Origin of the sequence: Emticicia sp. 21SJ11W-3, assembly GCF_024138715.1 — a bacterium.
Lineage (GTDB): Bacteria > Bacteroidota > Bacteroidia > Cytophagales > Spirosomataceae > Emticicia > Emticicia fluvialis.
The window spans coordinates 3,502,160-3,523,650 of sequence record NZ_CP092074.1 but is presented as its reverse complement, the minus strand read 5'-3'; the positions used below and the strand labels follow the sequence as shown (position 1 = coordinate 3,523,650).

Below are 21,491 nucleotides of genomic sequence, written 5' to 3'. Positions count from 1 at the left end.
CAGCATGAATCAATTTGCCGTATCCCTGCCTGAAGTATTGTACTCAGATTTTCTCAACCGTTTCAAAACTTCGCTTTCTTCTCTTTTCAAAAGAGAAAATATTGACCAACTCAGTCTTTCAAGAGGGTTGCCTCCGCATGTCTGGAAAGAAATCATGAATCTAAAACCTTTGTCGGTTGCTATTCCGAAGATGTTCGGCGGCAGAGGCACAAGCGTAAAAGAATGCCTGGGCATTTTATCAGCGGCATCTTATGAGTCGCTATCCTTGTCTTTAATATTCGGTATCAATATAGCTTTGTTTTTAGAGCCTGTTGCCAAATATGGCAATGAGCTGATAAAACCTGAAATTTTTGAGCACTTTCTTAACAAAGGCGCCATGGGTGGTTTAATGATAACCGAGCCCGATTTTGGTAGTGATGCCCTGAATATGAAAACCAGCAACGAACTGAAAGGCGACTCTTACCATATCAGCGGTACCAAGCATTGGCAGGGGCTTACCGGAATGGCCGATTATTGGCTCATTACATCAAGAAATTTATCGCCGAGCGGTAGCTTGAACAGAGACGTAGATTTTTTTATTGCCGATACCCACCATCAGGAACAGAATGTGAAAGTGCTGGAATATTACGATAACGCCGGCTTAGATATGATTCCTTACGGATTGAATAAAATAGATATTGATTTGCCGCTGCAAAATAAACTGATACCAGAAACTACCGGCCTGAAAATGATGCTCGATACGCTTCATAGAAGCAGGTTACAGTTTCCGGGCATGGGCATGGGTTTTCTGAAACGCATGATGGCCGATGCCATGCAGCATTGTAATGACAGAATAGTAGGCAGTGGTAATCTGTTGTCTTTAGACCAGGTGCAGTATCAGCTTTTAAAAATGCAGTCGTATTATACTTTGTGTTCGGCCATGTGTGCAAAAAGTTGTTCGGTAAGCGGAATTGAAAACGATGTAGCCGCCAGCGGTTTGCAAGCCAACAGCATGAAAGCACTGGTAACTGACATGATGCAAGAGTCGGCACAAATAAATGTGCAGTTGTTTGGGGCCAAAGGTTACCGGAAAAGCCATATCGGTGGCAGGGGAATTATGGATAGCCGGCCGTTTCAGATTTTCGAGGGTTCAAACGAAATGCTTTATACGCAGATTTCAGAAGCGATTCTGAAGGATATGAAAAAGAAAAAAACTGAGCATTTAGGAAGCTATATGTACGAAAACGAACTGACTGCAGATGCCGGAAAAATATATGCCGAAGAACTGAATTTCAGTATCAGCGGCACGCTGCCACAGCGCAAAATGGTTGACCTCGGTAAAATTGTGGCCAGGGTTATTACGGTTAATGATTTGCTGAAACTGAATGATACAGGTTTTAACCAGGCCCTTACAGATAATTGCATTGAACTGGTAAAACATGAAATAGGTGTGCTGCTGGCCTCTATGAGCCGGCATAAAAACATACAGGCTGCTGATGAAATTGCCGGCAACAGCGACTGGATGGCCTTTGCCTGATTGGTTTATAAGTAAAAGACTTTTTTATTTATAACCTGAGCACGCTTAGATTTACCACACAATTAAAAAATGAAGAAAAAAATTTACCTTTTGCTATGGACAATCCTGGTGCCGGCGTTAGCATGGCTGGCATATTTCGGGCATACCTATTTTGCCAATAATTATTATTCAGGCCTGCTGGCTTTGTTACTGACGGGTAGCGTTTTAGCGGCAGTGCACCACTCAGAAGTGGTTGCCTACAGGCTGGGTGAACCTTTCGGTACATTACTGCTGGCCTTTGCCATAACCGTAATTGAAGTAGCCCTGATAATTTCTATTATACTGGGCGCCAAAGGCCTCGAATCTATTACGCTGGCCAGAGACACCATCTTTGCCGCCGTTATGATTATTCTAACCGGTATTATAGGCGGGTGCATCATTGTAGGGTCGCTTAAATACAGAGAGCAGAGCTTTACGCTTCAGGGTGTAAGCACAGCCTTAATTACGCTTACTTCAATCATAATTTTTGTACTCATATTGCCCAATTATACAATAAGCCAGGGCAAAGGCGAATACACCACCTATCAGCTGCTTTTTATTGCCATCGTTTGTCTGGTTTTGTATGTGGGTTTTGCAATGGTGCAAACCTTCAGGCACCGTAGTTATTTTATATCGCCGGCCAATAAGCTCATTGGCCATGACGAAGAAGAAAACCTTCCGGAAAAACCCTCAAAAAAAGAAATGTATGTGAGCATTGCGTTATTGGTGCTTTGTCTGGGCATAGTGGTTTTGCTGGCCAAATTACTATCGGCAGATGTAGAACACATAGTGGCATGGGCAGGCGCGCCCAGGTCGCTGGTGGGTGTTATTATTGCTGCCATTATTTTATTGCCCGAAGGCATGGCGGCTTTCCGTGCGGCCAGGTCTAACCAGATACAAACTTCGTTAAATCTGGCATTTGGCTCGGCGCTTGCAAGCATCGGGCTTAGTATTCCTGCCATAGCTATTACGTCTGTCATTACCGGTATTAGAATGATCGTAGGAATCGATATCAAATCAACTATTCTGTTGGGTTTGTCTTTGTTTATTATAACTATTTCTTTAACAACCGGCAAAACCAATCTGATGCAGGGATTAGTATTAATAGCTATTTTCATAATCTATCTTTTTACCATTGTTGCCCCCTGACAACGGGTAATTGTTGTCTTGCTGGCTCAAGTATTACCCAAAGACGTATGGATATAAAACACGGTGGCTTGTTGATTGCTGAACAGCTTCATTCGGGCCCGCCTAAGGCGCAATTTTGTTCTTTTAATTCTACTTCATTATTTGTTCATTTTCAGTTTTTTCAAAACGTCAACGATCGCAGCTGGTTTGTACTAACTGGGTATTTCTTTACCGGGTCTTATTAGTACTAAAAGCCTTTCAATACCGATATGTAAGAATAATGTAACACATTTGCTCAATTGTGTAATAACTTACCCAGGTAAATATATCATCTTTGTTAAGCTAAATATAAGTATCTGCAACCCGGCAAAACTGTTAAAAAGTACTGATTTAATAAGAAACTGCCCCCTCATGCCAGCTAACTGCTAACCCCTATTGAAGGCAACCCGCTTGCCATTTTCAACATCAAAAAGTTTGATTTTTCGCCTGATAACCTATTTCAATATTCTAAAAATTGGATGAAATGAAAAAAACTAATATGATTCTTTTAATAGAAGATGATGAAGACGACCAGGAGTTTTTTATTGAGGCACTGCGCGGAATAAGAGATACCAAGTTGTTTTACATTGCCAGAAACGGCAAAGAGGCCATAGAAATGCTGCGTACTACTAAAGTGCTGCCCGATATTATTTTTACCGACATCAACATGCCTTTAATGAACGGAATTGAATGCTTTTTAGAAATTGTCAAGAACCCGCAAACCCAAAATATACCCGTTGTATTTCTTTCAACCGATGCCGCGCAAAAATCGTTGTTGTTTCAGCTGGGGGCAAAGGGGTTTATTCAAAAGCCAAACGATTCTGACACCCTGTGCAACAAGCTGACGGAAGCAATAAAACATATCTCATCGCCAGAAGTGGGTGTTATGAGCGAGCTGTAACTGCTTACCCGGGCAACAAAACCTTTAAATATGGAAAACACCGAAATTAACCAGCTTTTGTCTGATGAAGACGCGCATCTTGACAAGCTGCACCAGATTGTAAAAGAAGCCATAAAAGCCGAAAAATTGATTATTCAGAATCTTTTAAACCCGCCGATTGAAACACTTACCGGAGGGCAGAGGCTCTCTGATAAAGTTGCCAGGTTCGGCGGCAGCTGGAAGTTCATAATCATTTTCGGGCTGGTGCTGATAATCTGGATTATTTTAAACGGGGTAGTGCTTAAGGCCCACAGGTTTGACCCGTACCCGTTTATTTTAATGAATCTCATTTTGTCGTGCATTGCGGCGCTTCAGGCGCCTATCATTATGATGAGCCAGAACCGGCAGGAAGAAAAAGACAGAAAAAGGGCAGAGAACGATTACCTGATTAACCTGAAGGCCGAAATGCAAATCAGAAGCTTGAATCAGAAAGTAGATTTACTGCTCGAAAAGCAAATAAAAACTTTGTTTGATACCCAGGCCCGACAATTTGTGTTGCTGGAAGAAATAAAAAATAAGCTGGATAAAGTTGCAGGCCAAGCCAATGTGTGAATCATGTAAATCTTTCACAGATTTTTGTAATGTTTTTCCGGAGTAATAGTTCCATCTTTGGTACTTTAAACAATCTGTTTGTATGCTGAACTAAATCTGACTAATCCACCTGAATTTCTAAAAATTCGAACAGTACCTACGGTATTTAACAGTTAATCTCACCATTTATCATTTCAGCATAGCATACTTCACCAGCCATAATAGCAATGGCAGGTATAAAAAATCATTTGTTTTTAGCAAAATAAAACTTCATAATATTGTATGGGAACTCCGGAAATTGAAAAGTCCAAAGTACACATCACTGTGGAAATTATCGAATATGTGCCCAATTCTGTAGTTATTAAAACCATTCTTAAGAAATCGACAGGGAATATCAGCGTAATGTCTTTTGATGCCGGCGAAGGGCTGACAGAGAAAACCACTCCATTTGACACCTACGCTCAAATCATAGAAGGTACGGCCAATATGGTAATTAATGGCGAATCGCATGAGTTAAAAACGGGGCAGTCTATTATCATACCGGCTCATGCCCCGAATTTGATAAAAGCCAACGGCAGATTCAAAATGATATTGACAGTTATAAAAAGTGGTTATGAAACCTAAAACCAACAGGCAATTAATAGCCGGTATCTTTCTGATAACCGAGCAGATTCAGAACCAGTATCCGGAATTGTATGCTCATCTTGGCGAAACACCTTTGTTTCTATCGTATGAAGAGAAGCGCATCAGTACCATCAATTTTGAGCAATACCTGGAGTCTATTCAGCAACAACTGAATGCTTTTCTCATAAAAACAGGTAAAGCCATTGGCAGCACAAATAATACCTTTTGGCGTGACAAGCCTTAAATTTTTGTAACCCAAATTTTTTTGTTAAAGGTTAATCGGACATAAAATGCCATCTAATTTAGGTGGTATTTTTTATTACTGTTTTATTGTCTTTAGCAGCCTATAAAACTACTAACCTGGCAACTGTTAATGCTGTACTGCTGCAACACGTTTAAGCGTAGCGCTCATAAACCAGCCACACAAAGTGTTGATATGCTTTGATACCACCATATTTAATGTTAGCTTTTGATAATGTTAATAATGTTGGTGGCAACTGCCAGGCACGGGCTGGTTACCTTGAAAGCCTTTAAAACAGGGTAGTTGTTTATTGTCTCGAAAATGTTTTGCGGCAGGTCAAAAACTTTTATTAATGTATTACCATGTTAAAACTTTTAACTCGGCCTTATGAAACTATATGTAAAATTTATGGTGAGTATTCGCTGTAAAATGCTTGTAAAAGCCGAACTCGATAAACTGGGGCTCAGGTGGAGGTCTATTGATCTGGGCGAAATTGAAATAGAAGGAAATATTACAGAAGAGCAGCACAAACTATTGAAAGCTAATTTGTTGAGGTCGGGCCTTGAATTGATGGACGATAAAAAGGCAATACTGATACAAAAAATAAAGAATGTAATTATAGAAATGGTGCATTATGACGACGAGCTGCCCAAAATGAAAAACTCAGAATACATCAGCGAAAAACTTCATTATGACTACACCTACCTGGCCAATTTGTTTTCAGAAGCCACCGGCATTACTATTGAGCAGTTTATTATTATTCATAAAATAGAAAGGGTAAAAGAGTTGCTCATCTATAACGAACTAAATCTTACCGAGATTTCTTACAAGCTTAATTACAGCAGTGTGGCGCATCTTTCTAATCAGTTTAAAAAGGTAACCGGCCTTACTCCTTCTTTTTTTAAATCGCTGAGAGACAAAAAACGCATACCCATTGAAAATATCTGAACCTGCGCATTTGCCTGCAAACACCCGAATTACCGTATGTGTGAATTATATAAGTATTCTGAATAATTGTATAACGGGGTTAGTCATAAAATAGCGCATCTTTATGATGCAAAGATTCTTTTGCAAACAAACATGAATAAAAATGAACAGAGAAGAAATAAGGGAGGAATGGAATAAACAAAAAGCAAAACTGCTAAAGAGATTTTCGGTACTTACCGAAGATGATTTGTTTTTCAGAGAAGGCCGTAAGGACGAAATGTTAGAAAGGCTTCAGCTGATACTTGTCAAAAACAAAGATGAACTGAACTCACTTTTTGAAGAGATTAAGAAAAAAAACTAACGGCAACACCGCCTTCGCGGCCCTTGGTTTGCTTCATTTATTTATCAGGTTTTATAATATAACATTAACTATCAGCATCATGAATAACCAGAATAAGAAAAATCAAAACAGTAAAAAGCCGGTTGCCCTTAATAAAGTAAAATCTGTTTCTGCCTATAAAATGGAAGACAGTAGTAAGTTTTCAGCCATTACTGTGCTTCCGAAATTTAAAAATCAAAAGGTAGTTCTTTAGAAAATACAGAGCCGTTGGCCGGAATATACCCCTAGGCTGAGTTGCATGGCAATAGCCTTTTTGTTGTTCCGGCCAGGGTTGCTTTTAATGCAATGGCCAACGTTTTGCAGGTAAAATTGAATGCCAAATCCGCCGGGTTGAAGGGCTTTTATTTACCGTGCAAACAGCAGTTTATCCGGCATGGCCGGTCTCACTCATCCGCTTCAGGGCTTCTGTTACAAGTGTGTGAATCATGCAAGTAATACTACTAATTGTGTAATGATAACCGGGCATTTAATGCCGACTTTTGTATCAGTTCATTACAAGCCAGAAAAAGAAAACTTCAGTTATCTAACCAGTACACGGGTTTGTTTTTCCCGGTTGCTAATCACGTATCTACATCTTTAACGCCTGGCTATCAGATAGCAGGCTTATTATGCTTGCATTTCTCTGATAATTAAACAAAACATCAATCATAAATAATTAAAACTATGCAAAACATTTTATTACAACTGAAAAAAACGCTATTGATAACACTAGGCATTGTGCTTGCAGTTTCAATGAGCTCATGTACCAAAAAAATAGCGTTTCTTAATTCGTCGGTTGTGCCGGCGGCTCGCGGTTATGTTGAGATTAAGTCAGACAAGAACAAAAACAACGTAATTCAGATACACCTAACCAATTTGGCAGAAGTACAGCGGTTGCAACCCGCCAGACAAACCTACATTGTATGGATGAAAACCGACCAGGAGTTAACAAAAAACATGGGGCAGATAAAAAGTTCTGGCAATATGATGTCTAAACAATTGAAAGCTACTTTCGAAACCGTCACTTCTTTCAGACCAGTACTGGTTTTCATTACAGCCGAAGACGACCCCAATACCCAATATGCAGGCGGGCAGGTGGTTTTAACCACCAATAACTTCTGATTTAAAAAGCCGTAAAAAATTACGGCAGCAATCAGGTATGGGCTTTAAAAGTGCAGGTAAGAACCTGATTTAAAGAAAACAGTCAATCAATATCATTAAAAGGAGAAATAAATAAATATGAATTCAGGTAAATTATTGGCAGGTATGCTGGCAGGTTTTGCAGTAGGTGCCTTAATAGGTGTTTTGTTTGCTCCTGAAAAGGGCTCAGATTCAAGAAAGAAAATTTTAAGGAAAGGCGAAGAATTGGCCGGAGACCTGAAAGATAAACTGGATGATTTTGTTGAGGCGTTCAATAAAAATTACCAGCACATTGCACAAAAAACAGACAGCACAAAAGAAGACAAAATGGTGGAAACACCGGAAGTAAAAATTGAAAGCGCCGGGAATACGGACGCGAAAAATTAGTTTAAGTATATAAATTTATCAAAATGAAAAAGAGAATCATCGTAGTTTCGGGTATAGCTTTGATATTGGCCACTGTGTTTACCGGTTGTATTTCTAACAAAAAGAAAGTTGACAACGCCAAAGCCGAAGTGGCAGAAGCACAAAAAGATTTAGACAAAGCCAATGCAGCTTATAGAGCAGACATGGCCAGCTTTAGAAAAGAAACGTCTGAAAAAATTGCCGCCAATGAAAAAACCATTCTGGAGTTTAACGCCAAAATGGCCGACAAAAATGAAGACACAGAGATGAAATACGAGCAGAAAATTGCCGAATTGAATCTGAAAAACAAAGAAATGAAGAAGAAAATGGATAATTACAAAGAAGATGGTAAAATGAACTGGGAGAAATTTAAAACGGAGTTCAGCCATGATATGGACGAACTCGGAAAGGCCTTTAAAGGCATTGCCATAAAAAATACCAATTAACAATATTATTGCCGGGGCCGGGTTATCTGGCCCCATTTGAAAACTATAAATTCACAAACTTTACAAAAAATCATGAAAAAAATATTTTTAATTACCGCCGCCGTGGCTTTTTTAGCCATGAATGCCCACGCACAAGATAGCCGCTCTAATGCCCGCACAAAAATTCAGGTCGGGTTAAAGGCAGGCGCAAATTATTCAAACATTTACGACACCAAAGGCGAGTCATTTGATGCCGAGGCCAGATTTGGCGCAGCCGGTGGGGTATTTCTGGGTATTCCTATTGGCAGGTTTCTGGGTATTCAGCCTGAAGTAATGTATTCTCAGAAAGGGTACAAGCAAACGGGTTCAGTTTTAGGTAGTAACTATGACCTTACCCGCACCATGCACTTTATTGATGTGCTGCTTTTGATTTCAATAAAGCCGGCCAACTTTGTTACCTTGCAGCTTGGCCCACAGTTCTCGTATCTGTTGAAACAAAAAACTGATTTTAACACAGGTGCAGGCAGTGTTGTTCAGGAAAGCCAATTTGCCAACGATAACATCCGTAAAAATACATTAGGGGCCGTAGTGGGGCTTGATTTTAATTTTAACCGCGTTGTTTTAGGCACCAGAGCCAGCTGGGACCTCCAAAATAATAATGGCGACGGCACCTCTACCAACCCACGTTACAAAAATGCACTGGTGCAGGCAACGTTGGGGTATAGATTGTTTTAATACGCTAGAGTATAATTAAATGCGCCGGAAACTTAAATAGGCAGAAGTAATTGATTAAAAATCAATTCGATGAGCTGTTGTATTAAATGCCCGGGAGACAGATTCAAGATATACCATCTTGAATTTTTCTTTTTTACGTCCCATTCAACTACTTATTGGATGGGTTAAACAAAAAAACATCGGTTACCGGGTTTGTAGATTGATGATTGAGTTTTTCTTTAATGGGTTTATTGTCAATATTTTAGCTGATAAACAAACCCCCGAAAAGCAAATGTTCGGGATTTTATGGGGGTTTTTGGGTGTTTTAATCCTGCGAAATAACTGAAATACAGCAGACCACCAAAGCGGAGGACACATAGCTGAATAAACTTTGATTCTCTGATTTTTTACAGATTGCCTGTTTTTTTGAAAATGAACAAGACACCCAAAAATACGAGTGTCTTGTCTTTATGAAGTCTTAAACAAAGGAATTTCTTAAGAAAGCCGAACTGACCACCGCCCGGCTAATCAGTTCTTTTGTTTTGCTTGTGATGCCTGTTAAACCAGTTCGGTTACAAACGCATTTTTTGGGGTTCTTACTTTTTTTAGATTCACCAGCCAGTCGCCTTCTTGCTCGCGGTAGCCAATGGGTAAAATAACCACGCTTTTCAGGCCTTGTTCTGCCAGCCCCAGTAATTCATCCATTTTTTCTGTGTTAAAACCTTCCATGGGTGTAGCATCTACCTTTTGCTCGGCGGCGGCGGCAATGGCTAGTCCGAACGAAATATAGGCTTGTTTGGCCGAATGATTCTTGTGCCATTCTTTACCCAAAGGCTCATATAACCCCCACAGCATTTTTTGGTACCCTTCCGAGCTGTCAGCAGGCAGGCCTCTTGCTTCAGATGTTTTGGTCAATACCTCCTTTATCCTTTCAGGTGTGTACTCATCCCATGCGGCCCAAACCAACAGATGCGAACAATCAGTAATCTGGCTCTGGTTATAGGCAAATTCGCGTATTTGCTCAAGTTTTTCTTTATTGCTGATAACAAAGATTCTGTAAGGTTGTAAACCAGAAGATGAGGGCGCATATCTTGCTGCTTCCAGTATGTAGTCCAGTTTTTCTTGCGGAACAGCCGCCCCATTCATTTTTTTGGTGGCATAGCGCCATTTCAAATTATCTATAAGTGTCATAATTGATTTTTGGTTTTGTGTGGCAAATGTAAATGTTATTGTTTATATTTGTAACAAGGTAACAAAAAGTAACAGTAACATTGAAGTAACCATGTAACCCATGAGAAACGACGAATTTACCAGACATTGCAAAAGCAATATGATGGCGGTTTATGATGCTATGGACGCTTTGAACGGCAAATGGAAGATATCTATTATAGCCGTGCTTTGCTATCATGATAAACGGCGGTTTTCGGATATTCTGAGAGATGTAAGCGGGATATCGAACAAAATGCTGAGCAAAGAACTAAAAGAGATGGAGATTAATAATCTTGTGAAACGAACCGTACTGGACACCCAGCCGATAACCGTTGAATATGAATTGACCGAACACGGGCGGAAATTGAAGTCTGTCATCGGCAGTTTAGCAGAATGGGGAAAAGAACACCGGAAAGAAATTATAGGTAAATGATGTACCGGCGGTTATGTTTCAATAATTGCTTATCTGCCTTCCATTTTCTTGATTAGCCTATCATTAATCTGCTGCAAATAGTACTTAAGGCAGTGGCAGCTTACTCAATTACCCTGTAGTTGTATTTTCTTTGGTTTAACAGGTCTTCATAGTAGATGGTAAAATAGTATTCATTGATAACATACTGGGTGGTTGAAAGGGTTTTAAGCACATTATCACGATTAATTCTTAAGTCATTCCTGATGTCTCCAACACCACCATTCTGGTGGAAGTCAAGTACACTGTCTGCACTTACGGGCTGTTGTAAAAAATTTGTAAACCATTGTTTTCTTGCCTCAATTACCTGAGGTGTATATAAAGTAACTGAAGACCATATCTGCGGCCTTGACACATCTATTTTTTCTGTACTGATTTGTTTGCCGTTCCATCTCAATTCATGGGCAAAAAGTTCATGGCTGTTTTCAATAACTACAAGCGTGAAGGGTTCAATTCCGTCAAAATCATATCTTTCAACAAATGTGGTTACCGAGCCGAACTCGAAGAAATCAGGGATAATTCTACCCCGGCTTTGCCGGTAAGGCGGGTGGGGGATATGCCTGCTAACCCCGCCATTTAAAAGACATAGGCTTAAGGCTTTGCTGCCGGCTATCCAGGTGCCATCGCTGAGTGGGTCTTTCGGATAAAAAACCTGATGCCCGTTAATGGTATATTTTCTGGGTGGAGTGGCCGTTTCACGAGCTACGGCTTCGTCTCTGTTCGATGTAAGAATGTATCCTTTGTTGCCGGTTGGTATATATGTCAGAACGCACATGGTATCAAAAGTTTTTCATCATTAATCGGCCCGTAATCATTTCGCGATTGAAAATAATCATCAGGTCGGCGGTTCAATTTTCTAAGGCCTCCAGCTGCTGTTTGTATCTGATGGTAGAGTAGGCCACACCAAAGGTCGGGTCTATTGTTATATGGCTGAAATGCTCCTGCACACCAATACGAATAAGCGCAAAATGATGAATAGAATGCTCAATCATATACACCAGCTCGCGCATAAAATTAGATTCAACAAGTTCGTGTTTTTTTTCGCTGTACCTCACCATTACCAGAAGCGGCCTGTTCAGATCCGTTTCTGTTTTAATGGCGGTTTCAATCTCCGCCAGTTTTTTATGTGTATATATTAACTCGGTTTCAATTAAAAGATTACGTTCGCGGCCATCGTAATCTACTATGCCTGTTGACGCTCCTTTAATTAAACACTGAAAAAACTCTAATGTGTGCCGCACATGCTGCCCTATACTGCTATTGTTTAAAACCGGCAGATGTTCTGTGTAGGTTTGCGGGTTTAGCTGATTGAGTAAATCTTTCAGTTGATTAAATACTTCTGTGGTTGCCTGGCTTGTCATTTCTTTTGTAGGTTTTATATGCCTGTAGCAGTAACTGAGCCTTAAACTGACTATGCAAATCATTTAATTGTTCAAATTGCGTAACAATCCAATGGGCCTGTCTGGCCTTGTATTGGCATTATTACATGCTTTATTGACCTTACAAATTTGATGATTTGACCTGACCCGGTTTGTCGGCCAGACGACCTAACTAAGAAAATGAAGGTAGTTTATGCATCTTTTTTCAAGATGATTTCCGTTCGGTTATAGTCTAAAATGCCTTTTTCTTTATACTCATTAAATAGTTGGGTAACTGTCTGCCGGGTGCTGCAGATAAGGCTGGCTATGTCCTGATGGGTAAGGTAGTTTTTAAGAATAATGTCTGTGTCAGCCGGTGTACCTTCTTTAGTAGCCCAATCTTTTAAGAAAATCATGAAGCGCGTCCGCACATCTTTAAACATAAGATTGGCGTATCTGCTCTGAAGCCGTTTGAATCTGAACCCCATCCATTTGGTATAGGATAAACCCAGTTGCGGATTCTTCTCCAGCAGTTGTTCAAAGTCGTCCATTCTGAAGCTGCAACAAATTACGTTGTCAGAAACCGCCACCGCGTATTCGTCAGACTGTGTTTCGGTTAGGGTAAACTCGCCAAAAATATCGCCTTTTTGAATCACATCTTTTACAATTTCGTTGCCGTTTTCGTCTGTCTCTACAATTTTTAGCGTCCCTTTTTTAAGAAAGTAAACCCTGGTGTTTTCATCATGCGAAAACAAAATGATTTCGCCTTTCCGCGCAGTTTTGAAATTTGATATCATACATATCGACCTCAATTCAGACGACGATAGTACACTAAAAAGTTTATGGTCTCGCAGATACCAGTATTTTGTATCAAGATTCATCAGGTTCCGGAAAAATTCTATGCTAATATACAGATTGCAGGCAATTTTTAACTAAAATGCTTCTTAATTATTACCCAAACTTCGGCAAGCGATAAAGGCAGATGACCTCTTTTCTGGTTATTAATGCTTATGTCGGCGCTGCGGCTCCAGTGCCAGCGTAAATCTTTGTAGGCATTCAGTAAAGAGTAGGCAGGGTCGTATATATGCCCGGGGTCAGAGCTCACCCCGTTCAGTTCCATTATTTTTATGTTTTTGCCATTATACAAATCTTCAATGCTGGGCACTTTCAGGTCAAATCTGCCATAATAAAACCCATCAAAACTATCGGCAATGCTGCTGAATACGGCATGTGTTTTCTCGTTAATCAAGTGGTTGGCATTTATAAATTTGGTTCCCCGGCAATGATTCCCAATGGGTTCAAGCAGGCGTTTTTCGTTTAGCGGTAGCTGCTCGTTTATCTGCTCACCTAATTTTGACTCCAGCGCCACCAGCTGGAACCGCGCACGGGTAGACCTGCCAATCAACTCCCGTATGGTAGATTTACCGTCACCCGTAACCGTCAGAAATTCTTTTATGGTTATGGAAGAAACAATTCCGGCTGGCTCCGTAGGCACGCGGCTAAAAAGTACGCCCAATTCAATAGGATAGCTGATAAATTCCTGAATTATGTAATTTCCCTGTGTTGCCACATGGTAGTTATGCAACTGTTCGGCTGTTTCAATTTTGGCAACATGGGTGCCTCTCTCGCCTATATCCGGCTTGGCAATCACAGGGAAGCCCATCTCTGCAGCTTCAATTAAATCGATAAGGTTGCCCGGTTCTTTTTCTTTTTCTACGAAAATGGTTTTAGGTAGAAAATCGGGGTTGATTTTCCTGAGAATTTCAATCTTGCTTTCGCCATAAAAACCACCTGCTTTTATACCCGGGTTAACCGCCGTAAAAAAGGTAAACGAGCGCGTTCTGATAGCCAGATACAGCCAGTACGGAGCCATTGGTAAATAAAATAACCACCAGGGCCAGTATTCATAATTGAAAATTTTAATAACAAAAAGCGGGAGTTTCATAATAAGGCGCGTAAAATCATCTAAAAGCATTGGGAAAGAATTTTCTGGCCAATGCCAGGCCCTGTTGCCGGTGTATAACCTGAATCACTACCGAGCAAAACAAAACTACTATGGCCAATATAAACAGTTGTCCGCCATCGCCCATTGACTCAATGCCTATAACCATTAAATGAGCAGCAATTGCACCCAGCATTAAGCCCATGGCCAGCAGCCCCCCAACAAATGCAGTGGCCGGTAGCAGCAATAACACAGCAGTTACCAGTTCTAAAACGCCGGTGCCTATGCGGCCCCAAGGTTCGGCACCCAGTTTGGAAAACAACACCACAGACTCAGGATGTGCCGTAAATTTAAAATAAAGTGTCTGAATAAAAATAACGGCAGCTATGATACGTAAGCCCAACGAAATGATTTTCTGTGTTTTCATCTGATTTGCAATGTGGGTTAGCGTATAAAATTCATCCAGTTTTTATCTGCTTTCTGCTTCAGATTCGCCTCATCTTTATTCCATTTGGGCAGGGTATTATTTACCCACGAATGATAGAAAAGATAGAGTTTCCCGTTCAGAATTTTGAAAGTTTCGGGGTCAATTTCTACTTTTTCGCCCGTGGCTCCCATAGCGTAGGCACACCAGCCACCATACTGCGGCTCATATTTTTTCGGGTCTTTTAAAAAAATTTCTTTGTTTGCGGCACTGCCAAACCAATAGTTTGCGCCCTCATAATTGGTGATCCATTGCTTGTTGCCTTTAATGGCTTTGTGCTCATTAAAATAGGCTACGGGGTCATAACCCTGAATGGCAAGGCCGTTTTCAAGATTAAACTGCCTGGGTCTGGCATTGGGTTGTGCCAAGGCCTGGCCAATTAACCCAACCAGTATAATGATAATTAAATAACTGCGTTTCATCTGTACGGTGGTTTAAGGTTAGTTATTGGGCTTGTTTAGCGCAGGCCAGTAATCGTTGGCTTTTTTGATGCGACCCGGAATGTCTTTCGACCATAGTTGTTTTACCTTGGGGCTGTAGTTCAGGTAAAGTTTATCTTCAACTATTGTCCAGGCATCAGGGTCAGTGGGCGACTTGTGATTCTCGCTCACCCCAAAGGCACAAAAACCGCCGAACTGAGGCGCGTATCTGGCAGGGTCTGCCTTGAAGGCATCTAAATTGGCCTGCGAACTAAAAAGCCACGTGGCTTCATGCCATTGGTACCCAAAAGTTTCTGAACCCTTTACGGCCTTGTTTTCTGTAAAATAAGCTACGGGGTCATAGCCGTTAATGGCAATGCCATTTTTCTGGTAAATGGCATTATCTTGCGCAAAGGCGCTTCCTGCAAAAAGAAGAAGAAAAAGGATGATGATTTGAATGCGGGTGTTTTTCATTTTCGTGAAGTTTTTTTTACAAAATTGGCAGAATTGTAACTGACGGATTGTCGGCTCAATGACAATTCAGAGAAAGATTCTGAGCGTTTGGCCAACTGCCATTGAAATAAATAGCAAACCAATGGCTTTGTTGAACGAAAACCTCAGAAATAAACCGTGTAATTGACCCTGAAAACGTTTGGCCAGCCAGGCAAAAAGCAGCAGAATGGCAAATGAGCCTAAGGCTGCCCCTAATACAAATGATAGTTGCGAGCTGAACGATTGCAAACTGTAAAACGAATGAAGATAAACCAGCACAACCAGCCAGAAAGGCAAAAGTTGCGGGTTGAGCATCCCTTTACCAAAGCCACCAAGGGTTTCTTTGTGTATTTTTGTGGTTTTTATTGCTGTAGTGGTTTTAGCCTTTGTAAAAAGGCTAAACAGGCCCGTTATTAAAAAAAACGGAATGGCGGCCAGTTGCAGGGCGTCAAGCAGTATCTGGTTTTGCATCAACAATAACCTTCCTTTAAGTGCAGCTATGGTGTAGATTACCTCAGGCAGTGAGCCGCTTACAGCCACGTAAACACCATCTTTAAAACTGCCCGAAAGTGTGGCCTGTACCACTGCCAGGTTTACCGGCCCCGGTTGTACAGAACCCAAAAAACTGATGAGGGCTGTGAGTAATAAAATGGCTAATGGCTCTGGCATACATAATTGGTTTGTATGCAACAAACCTAAAGCAAGCGTGCCGGATGAATTGTCTGCCTGCCGACATTTGAGACAAAACCCGGCCAGAGCGGGTATGCAGTAAACTAAATTCTAACCGGATTTGTCTGCACAAACCCTTAGTTAAGCAATTGCTTCAATACGTCTTCATTGTTTTCTTCAAAATAGGGGTGATGATAATGGTGCAGCTTCATCAAGGCTTGCAACAACTGATTTTTTTCTTCAATGCTCAGATCGCCTACAATGTGGCCCGACATCTTCTGGATTCCGTTTTGAATCAGACCAAATTGGGTGCGCCCCTTGTCTGTCAGTGATAATAGTTTTGACCGGGCATCGGCTGGATTTTCTCTTTCCTGTAGCATCCCGTCGCGGAGCAGTCTTTTTAGTACCTCGTTGCCCGACGATTTTTCTTGTATGCACATCCTGAGCACATCTATTTTCTTAAACTCTTTGTCAGGAAAAAGAGATACCAGCACGGCAAAGTCATCAAGCGAGTAGATTTCAGTATTTCTGAAAACCCGTTTGGCATAAAATTGAGCATACTTGTAGGCAATTCCTAAAAACATAGAAATAAGCCCGTCTTGCGACGGTATCATGCTTTGTGGCTTTGGCTGTGTTTTATTGGCTTCGTTGATAATCCAGGACACAAATTGCTCTTTTTGCCAACGCTGGGCGTTTGTTTGCTGCTGATACGCCTCTGCCAACGCTATAATTTCTTTTAAAATACTGTAGTCCATATACTATTGTTAACAATATTTGAAACGCAAAATGGTATTATACCATTCATTTAAAAAATATTTTGTTTTACATAAAACATTTAAAACCTGAAATTGTTTTATGTAAAACTAATCTAATTTATTTGGTATGAAAACCATTAAACTCTACTTCTTTTTTTTGTCGTTATTTTTTAGTTTTTCGGGTTTTGCACAGAATATAGGTACCATTTACGGTAAAGTAATTGATAAAAACACGCAGGAACCACTAATAGGAGCCACCGTGGGTGTAGAGCAATCATCGCAGGGTACCACAACAGACCTGGAAGGTAACTTTCGTTTATTGTTACCCGTTGGCAGCTACAACCTGAAAGTAACTTATGTTGGTTATCAGACACTTGTTAAATATAATATCAACCTTACCTCTGGTAATGCGCAGTCTGTCAATTTTGAATTACAGGCCGAAACAGCTACACTGGGGGAGGTAACGGTGAAAAATCAACGGGCAAAATCAGCCCTTGCTTCAGACGTAATGACACCGCTGTCGGTGCAGACCCTTACAGTTGAAGAAATCAGGAGTAATCCGGGTGGAAACTTTGATGTTTCAAAAGTGATTCAGGCGCTGCCGGGTGTAGCCGGAACCACAGGAAGCGGGGGTTTCAGAAACGATATAATATTGAGAGGCGGCGGCCCCAACGAGAACATCTATTACCTTGATGGCATAGAAATACCGGTGCTTAACCACTTTTCAACGCAGGGTAGCGCCGGTGGACCCGCAGGTATAATTAATACCGCTTTTGTAGACGATATTAAGCTGAGTACCTCGGCATTTAATGCGCAATTTGATAATGCCCTTTCGGGTGTTTTTGAAATTAACCAGAAAGTGGGTAATTCAGAACGCTTACAAAGCAATATCCGCTTAAGCGCAACCGAACTGGCCGCAACCTTTGATGGCAAACTGAGCGACAAAACCAATTTTCTTCTTTCGGGGCGTAGGTCTTATCTGCAACTTTTGTTTAAGTTGATAGACCTGCCCATCAGACCCAATTACTGGGATTTCCAGACAAAAATTACACATAAACTCGGAGAAAAAACCACGTTGAATCTGATAGGCATAGGCGCCATAGACGACTTTAAGTTTGCGTTACCCAAAGACCCCAGCCCCGAAAATATCTATATATTCAGAAATTCTTCATTGATTAATCAGTGGAACTATACCGCCGGGGCGTCTGTCAAGCACCTCATTAACAAAGGTTTCATTCATGTGGCGCTCAGCCGGAATCACCTGAACAACTCATTAGAGCGCTACGAAGACAACAATAACCCCGAGCCGCAGTCGCAGAACCTGTTTTCACAATCAAAAGAGGTGGAAACCAAGCTCAGGGCATACCTTAAAAAATCGAGCAATGGTTTTACTTACAGCTTTGGCGGCGTAATACAGTATGTGAATTACCGGAACGATTTCTTTCAGAAAATAAGAAATAGCGTAACCGACCAAAACGGGAATGTAATACAGCCGGAAGTAGCGTATCGGTTTATGACCGACCTTAACTTCTGGAAATATGGCGCTTTTGCACAGGTTGGTAAGACATTTGCCAATCAGGTGAGTGTATCAGGCGGGCTAAGAACCGATATGAACAGCTTTACTGATGAGGGGCAGAATCCACTCAGAACGCTTTCGCCCCGCATCTCGGTTTCGGCACCTTTAAGCAGTAATTTCAGACTTAATGCCGCCTGGGGAAGCTATTACAAAATACCTATTTATACGGTGCTGGGCTTTAAAGATGCGCAGGGTAGCTATACCAACCGCAACAAGAAATACATTAACACCCTGCATTATGCACTAGGGTTGGAGTATCTGCCCAAGCCCGATTTGAGGTTCACGGTTGAAGGTTTTTATAAAGATTACAGAAATTATCCGGTAACTACGCTTAACAATATTTCGCTGGCTAACCTGGGAGGCGAATTTGGCGCCATTGGTAATGAAGCGGTGAGGTCTGTGGGCAGAGGTGAAACATACGGAGTTGAATTTTTTGTACAGCAAAAACTGGTAAAACGTAATTTTCTGACACTCTCTTACACCTTTGTGAGAAGCAAGTTTGGTGGGCAGAATACCGCACTAAGGCCATCGGCATGGGATGTACGGCATCTGGTGTCTTTTATTTATGGCCTAAAACTAAACAAACAGTGGGAGATAGGCCTGAAATACAGGTTTGCAGGCGGTAGCCCCTATACACCTTATGACCTGGCCGCATCGCAGCAGAATTACCTGACATTAGGGCAGGGGATTCTTGATTACACCCGTTTAAATTCGGTTCGACTAAAAGCCTTTAATCAGGTAGATATACGCGTGGATAAAAAATGGAATTACCCGCGCTGGACCCTGGATTTATTTCTGGACGTACAGAACGTACTTGCCTTTAAAAATGAGTCTATGCCTTATTTTACCTTTAAACGCAAGGCCGATAATTCCGACTTTGAGTCGAGCGACGGGCAATCGATCAGGCCCGACGGCTTAAATGCCATTCCGGTTATATTAGATAACTTGTCGGGCAGGCCAACCCCAAGCCTTGGGTTTATTGTTGAGTTTTAGATCTGGCGGTGCATTTGTATTGTTGGCGTTCTGATTTTATAATTTAAACGCCGAGTTAAGAAAATACCACCCAGGCAACATAAAATACAAACCAACCATTGGCAAACATCAGATTGAATGTTTGTTGCTGTTTCAAAAGGTTTCAGTAAAATCTTTTAAAAACAGCAACAAACAATTTAGGATCTTCAACTGATACCATGTTTTTTCAACATGATTTTCCTGTCAATGCATCGGTGCCGTAGCATAGCCTAACCCCATCAAACCGCCCTATACTCGCATTATAAGTTCTAGCGCCAAAGCTAATTCTTCGCAAATTAAACGTACTTTCCTTTTCTTTATTTTGGTATTCAGAAAAGGTTGGAGCAGGGGTTGTGTGAGCTTCAAATTATTCAACTGGTGAATAAATATGTTAATATCCATCTTCTATTCAAATTGAAAAGATATTTTTAAAGACTGCTGGGAAACCAATAAGAATCAAATAAATTTCCTGTCCTTACCTTATATTTTTTAATTGCTGTTACAATTTTTAAACTATTAAAATAATATATATTTTGGAAGCAACGGAATATAATTTGAAATAGAACTCACCAGACTTACATCTGGACTAACTGTAAATCTACTAATTAAATCAGTTGGATTTATAACCATTTTACTTTTATCTAATTCAACAATATGTTTAATTTCAATATTAAATTCATTGACGGTAATATTTTGTTATCAATGGCAGAAAGGTGAAATCTAAAAGCATTATATTGTAATTGCTGCGAGTGTAATAAAACTCACTTTATCTGCGTTTGAATGGATTTGATAATTGTTTTTGTTACTTTTTCATAAATAATGCAAAATAATCTAATGATAGAGGTCTTAAAAGGTGATATTACAAAAATTCAGGTTGATGCTATTGTAAATGCGGCCAATACATCTTTGCTGGGAGGAGGAGGGGTGGATGGTGCAATTCATAGGGCTGGTGGTAAAGCTATACTTGAAGAATGTCAAAAAATACGGAGCAAGCAAGGGGGCTGTAAAGTTGGTGAAGCCGTTATAACAAATGCCGGAGCACTGCCTGCTAAATTTGTTATTCATACTGTAGGGCCAGTTTGGAATAATGGCAAAAGTAATGAAGAGTACTTGTTGTCATTGGCCTATTTAAATAGCCTTAAATTGGCATTAGACAACGGAGTAAGGACAATTTCTTTTCCCAATATTAGCACGGGTATTTATAAATTTCCTAAGGAAAAAGCTGCTGGAATTGCCATTCAAACAGTGTCTGACTTTTTGCCTACTTCAGATAATATTGAAAAGGTTTTCTTTGTATGCTTTGATGAAGAAAACTATAAAATCTATTCTAAACTTTTAATGTAAATAGGACTAAATTTGTATTAACCCCCAAGGGTCAAAAGAAGTTTCAGAGGTTTTAGCCAGTGCTGTGCCGTTAGCTTTATAAGCTAAACGGGTATTGCCCAGATGGTCGGTGTGGAAATAGTCATACGACCAAGCTACACTTTGATAAACCGCTCTGCCTTCTGGAGAAGCCAGTTGATAGAAAGCACCATTCTTAAAAACCAAGCCTCAAGGTATTCCCAGTATTCTCCTTTCGAATAAGTGGTTTTTTATAAGCACCCCGAGCCATCATAGAAGTTTTTAATCCATCTGTTGTTGGTGAGCTGTATCTCAATGGGTTAACTCAAACCTTTTTCGTTAATCACTTCGCCAGCAAAGTTATAGCCAAGATTGGCTTTATAGACTCTACGAGTTAAGTCCCCATACTAAGAAAGCCCATCCAATAAAAATTATCGTATGGGCTTTCTTAAGAGGATAGTTTTTAAATGATAAAACCTTTATTTATGACGAGACATTATAGCATTCTAAAAAATAACTGTAATTTGAAAAATCAAATTCTATGTTAGTATTTTTTTTTAAGACTGTGGCTTGATTTTCTTTTATTTCATAAACGAAATAAAGATAAATATCATCCTCCGGAGAGGGAACAAAAATAGTATTTAAAATATCTAAAGATAAATTTATTGGATATTCACCTACTAATTCTTCGCTTTCTTTATTATAATATGCAATAATTCTTTGTACTTTTTCCATTAGA

27 protein-coding genes are annotated in these 21,491 nt (G+C 40.4%); 16 read left to right on the top strand and 11 right to left on the bottom strand.

Translation table 11 applies throughout. The annotated features are described in order from the left end of the window. The first annotated feature begins 4 nt into the window (after positions 1-4). The 13 genes from MB380_RS14965 (at position 5) to MB380_RS14905 (ending at position 9,048) form a co-directional block, all read left to right on the top strand. The gene (locus MB380_RS14965) at positions 5-1,516 is read left to right on the top strand and encodes an acyl-CoA dehydrogenase family protein (RefSeq protein ID WP_253526168.1); all 1,512 of its coding nucleotides are present in this window, start codon (positions 5-7) and stop codon (positions 1,514-1,516) included. A gap of 69 nt (positions 1,517-1,585) precedes the next feature. Further along, positions 1,586-2,683: a calcium:proton antiporter gene (locus MB380_RS14960; protein WP_253526166.1), complete on the top strand. Its 1,098-nt coding sequence runs from the start codon at positions 1,586-1,588 to the stop codon at positions 2,681-2,683. A 502-nt stretch (positions 2,684-3,185) separates the two neighbouring features. After that, entirely contained in the window at positions 3,186-3,602 is a 417-nt protein-coding gene (locus MB380_RS14955) for a response regulator (RefSeq protein WP_253526159.1), read from the top strand. Between the two features lie 30 nt (positions 3,603-3,632). Then, positions 3,633-4,193, top strand: a complete 561-nt coding sequence (locus MB380_RS14950) for a DUF1003 domain-containing protein (RefSeq protein WP_253526150.1) — start codon at positions 3,633-3,635, stop codon at positions 4,191-4,193. A 261-nt stretch (positions 4,194-4,454) separates the two neighbouring features. Next, entirely contained in the window at positions 4,455-4,796 is a 342-nt protein-coding gene (locus MB380_RS14945) for a cupin domain-containing protein (protein ID WP_253526148.1), read from the top strand. After that, positions 4,786-5,040: a hypothetical protein gene (locus MB380_RS14940; protein WP_253526146.1), complete on the top strand. Its 255-nt coding sequence runs from the start codon at positions 4,786-4,788 to the stop codon at positions 5,038-5,040. The genes MB380_RS14945 and MB380_RS14940 overlap by 11 nt, the downstream gene beginning before the upstream one ends. Positions 5,041-5,424: 384 nt before the next feature. Then, a complete protein-coding gene (locus MB380_RS14935; protein ID WP_253526137.1) occupies positions 5,425-5,985 on the top strand; it encodes an AraC family transcriptional regulator in 561 nt (186 codons plus the stop codon). 142 nt (positions 5,986-6,127) lie between these two features. Next, a complete protein-coding gene (locus MB380_RS14930) occupies positions 6,128-6,325 on the top strand; it encodes a hypothetical protein (RefSeq protein WP_253526135.1) in 198 nt (65 codons plus the stop codon). Between the two features lie 79 nt (positions 6,326-6,404). Beyond that, positions 6,405-6,557, top strand: a complete 153-nt coding sequence (locus MB380_RS14925) for a hypothetical protein (protein ID WP_253526127.1) — start codon at positions 6,405-6,407, stop codon at positions 6,555-6,557. Positions 6,558-7,027: 470 nt separating this feature from the next. Then, a complete protein-coding gene (locus MB380_RS14920; protein ID WP_253526125.1) occupies positions 7,028-7,465 on the top strand; it encodes a hypothetical protein in 438 nt (145 codons plus the stop codon). A gap of 117 nt (positions 7,466-7,582) precedes the next feature. Further along, positions 7,583-7,870, top strand: a complete 288-nt coding sequence (locus tag MB380_RS14915; RefSeq protein WP_253526123.1) for a YtxH domain-containing protein — start codon at positions 7,583-7,585, stop codon at positions 7,868-7,870. A 23-nt stretch (positions 7,871-7,893) separates the two neighbouring features. Continuing rightward, positions 7,894-8,334: a hypothetical protein gene (locus MB380_RS14910; RefSeq protein ID WP_253526121.1), complete on the top strand. Its 441-nt coding sequence runs from the start codon at positions 7,894-7,896 to the stop codon at positions 8,332-8,334. A 72-nt stretch (positions 8,335-8,406) separates the two neighbouring features. Continuing rightward, positions 8,407-9,048 carry a porin family protein gene (locus MB380_RS14905; RefSeq protein ID WP_253526111.1) on the top strand — a complete coding sequence of 214 codons (642 nt, stop codon included), beginning with the start codon at positions 8,407-8,409 and terminating at the stop codon, positions 9,046-9,048. Positions 9,049-9,585: 537 nt separating this feature from the next. Here the strand turns inward: MB380_RS14905 and MB380_RS14900 are convergent. After that, positions 9,586-10,218 carry an NAD(P)H-dependent oxidoreductase gene (locus tag MB380_RS14900; protein WP_253526108.1) on the bottom strand — a complete coding sequence of 211 codons (633 nt, stop codon included), beginning with the start codon at positions 10,216-10,218 and terminating at the stop codon, positions 9,586-9,588. 100 nt (positions 10,219-10,318) lie between these two features. On the opposite strand from MB380_RS14900, the gene MB380_RS14895 reads away from it, so the two are divergent. Then, entirely contained in the window at positions 10,319-10,669 is a 351-nt protein-coding gene (locus MB380_RS14895; RefSeq protein WP_253526099.1) for a helix-turn-helix domain-containing protein, read from the top strand. A gap of 100 nt (positions 10,670-10,769) precedes the next feature. Here MB380_RS14895 and MB380_RS14890 read toward each other — a convergent pair whose 3' ends face one another. From MB380_RS14890 to MB380_RS14850, 9 genes are all read right to left on the bottom strand, one after another. Further along, entirely contained in the window at positions 10,770-11,480 is a 711-nt protein-coding gene (locus MB380_RS14890; protein WP_253526097.1) for an NRDE family protein, read from the bottom strand. Positions 11,481-11,553: 73 nt separating this feature from the next. Further along, on the bottom strand, positions 11,554-12,066 hold the full coding sequence (locus MB380_RS14885) for a DinB family protein (protein ID WP_253526095.1): 513 nt from the start codon (positions 12,064-12,066) through the stop codon (positions 11,554-11,556). Positions 12,067-12,275: 209 nt separating this feature from the next. Then, positions 12,276-12,944 (bottom strand): Crp/Fnr family transcriptional regulator, encoded by a 669-nt coding sequence (locus MB380_RS14880; RefSeq protein WP_253526093.1) that lies wholly within the window; start codon positions 12,942-12,944, stop codon positions 12,276-12,278. 47 nt (positions 12,945-12,991) lie between these two features. Continuing rightward, positions 12,992-14,008, bottom strand: coding sequence for a hypothetical protein (locus tag MB380_RS14875; RefSeq protein WP_253526088.1), 1,017 nt, complete (start codon positions 14,006-14,008; stop codon positions 12,992-12,994). 16 nt (positions 14,009-14,024) lie between these two features. Then, positions 14,025-14,432 carry a DoxX family protein gene (locus tag MB380_RS14870; protein ID WP_253526086.1) on the bottom strand — a complete coding sequence of 136 codons (408 nt, stop codon included), beginning with the start codon at positions 14,430-14,432 and terminating at the stop codon, positions 14,025-14,027. A 17-nt stretch (positions 14,433-14,449) separates the two neighbouring features. After that, the gene (locus MB380_RS14865) at positions 14,450-14,911 is read right to left on the bottom strand and encodes a YHS domain-containing (seleno)protein (protein WP_253526085.1); all 462 of its coding nucleotides are present in this window, start codon (positions 14,909-14,911) and stop codon (positions 14,450-14,452) included. Between the two features lie 18 nt (positions 14,912-14,929). Next, positions 14,930-15,382: a YHS domain-containing (seleno)protein gene (locus MB380_RS14860; protein WP_253526083.1), complete on the bottom strand. Its 453-nt coding sequence runs from the start codon at positions 15,380-15,382 to the stop codon at positions 14,930-14,932. Positions 15,383-15,448: 66 nt separating this feature from the next. Continuing rightward, complete coding sequence (locus MB380_RS14855; RefSeq protein ID WP_253526081.1) at positions 15,449-16,069, bottom strand: LysE family transporter; 621 nt, start codon at positions 16,067-16,069, stop codon at positions 15,449-15,451. 137 nt (positions 16,070-16,206) lie between these two features. Continuing rightward, positions 16,207-16,824, bottom strand: coding sequence for a MarR family winged helix-turn-helix transcriptional regulator (locus tag MB380_RS14850; RefSeq protein ID WP_253526077.1), 618 nt, complete (start codon positions 16,822-16,824; stop codon positions 16,207-16,209). A 127-nt stretch (positions 16,825-16,951) separates the two neighbouring features. Here MB380_RS14850 and MB380_RS14845 point away from each other — a divergent pair, with 127 nt between their 5' ends. Both MB380_RS14845 and MB380_RS14840 read left to right on the top strand, forming a co-directional pair. Beyond that, positions 16,952-19,393 carry a TonB-dependent receptor gene (locus tag MB380_RS14845; protein ID WP_253526054.1) on the top strand — a complete coding sequence of 814 codons (2,442 nt, stop codon included), beginning with the start codon at positions 16,952-16,954 and terminating at the stop codon, positions 19,391-19,393. A gap of 837 nt (positions 19,394-20,230) precedes the next feature. Beyond that, positions 20,231-20,755 (top strand): O-acetyl-ADP-ribose deacetylase, encoded by a 525-nt coding sequence (locus MB380_RS14840; protein ID WP_253526052.1) that lies wholly within the window; start codon positions 20,231-20,233, stop codon positions 20,753-20,755. Positions 20,756-21,235: 480 nt separating this feature from the next. Here MB380_RS14840 and MB380_RS14835 read toward each other — a convergent pair whose 3' ends face one another. After that, complete coding sequence (locus MB380_RS14835) at positions 21,236-21,487, bottom strand: hypothetical protein (protein ID WP_253526049.1); 252 nt, start codon at positions 21,485-21,487, stop codon at positions 21,236-21,238. Between the last annotated feature and the right edge of the window lie 4 nt (positions 21,488-21,491).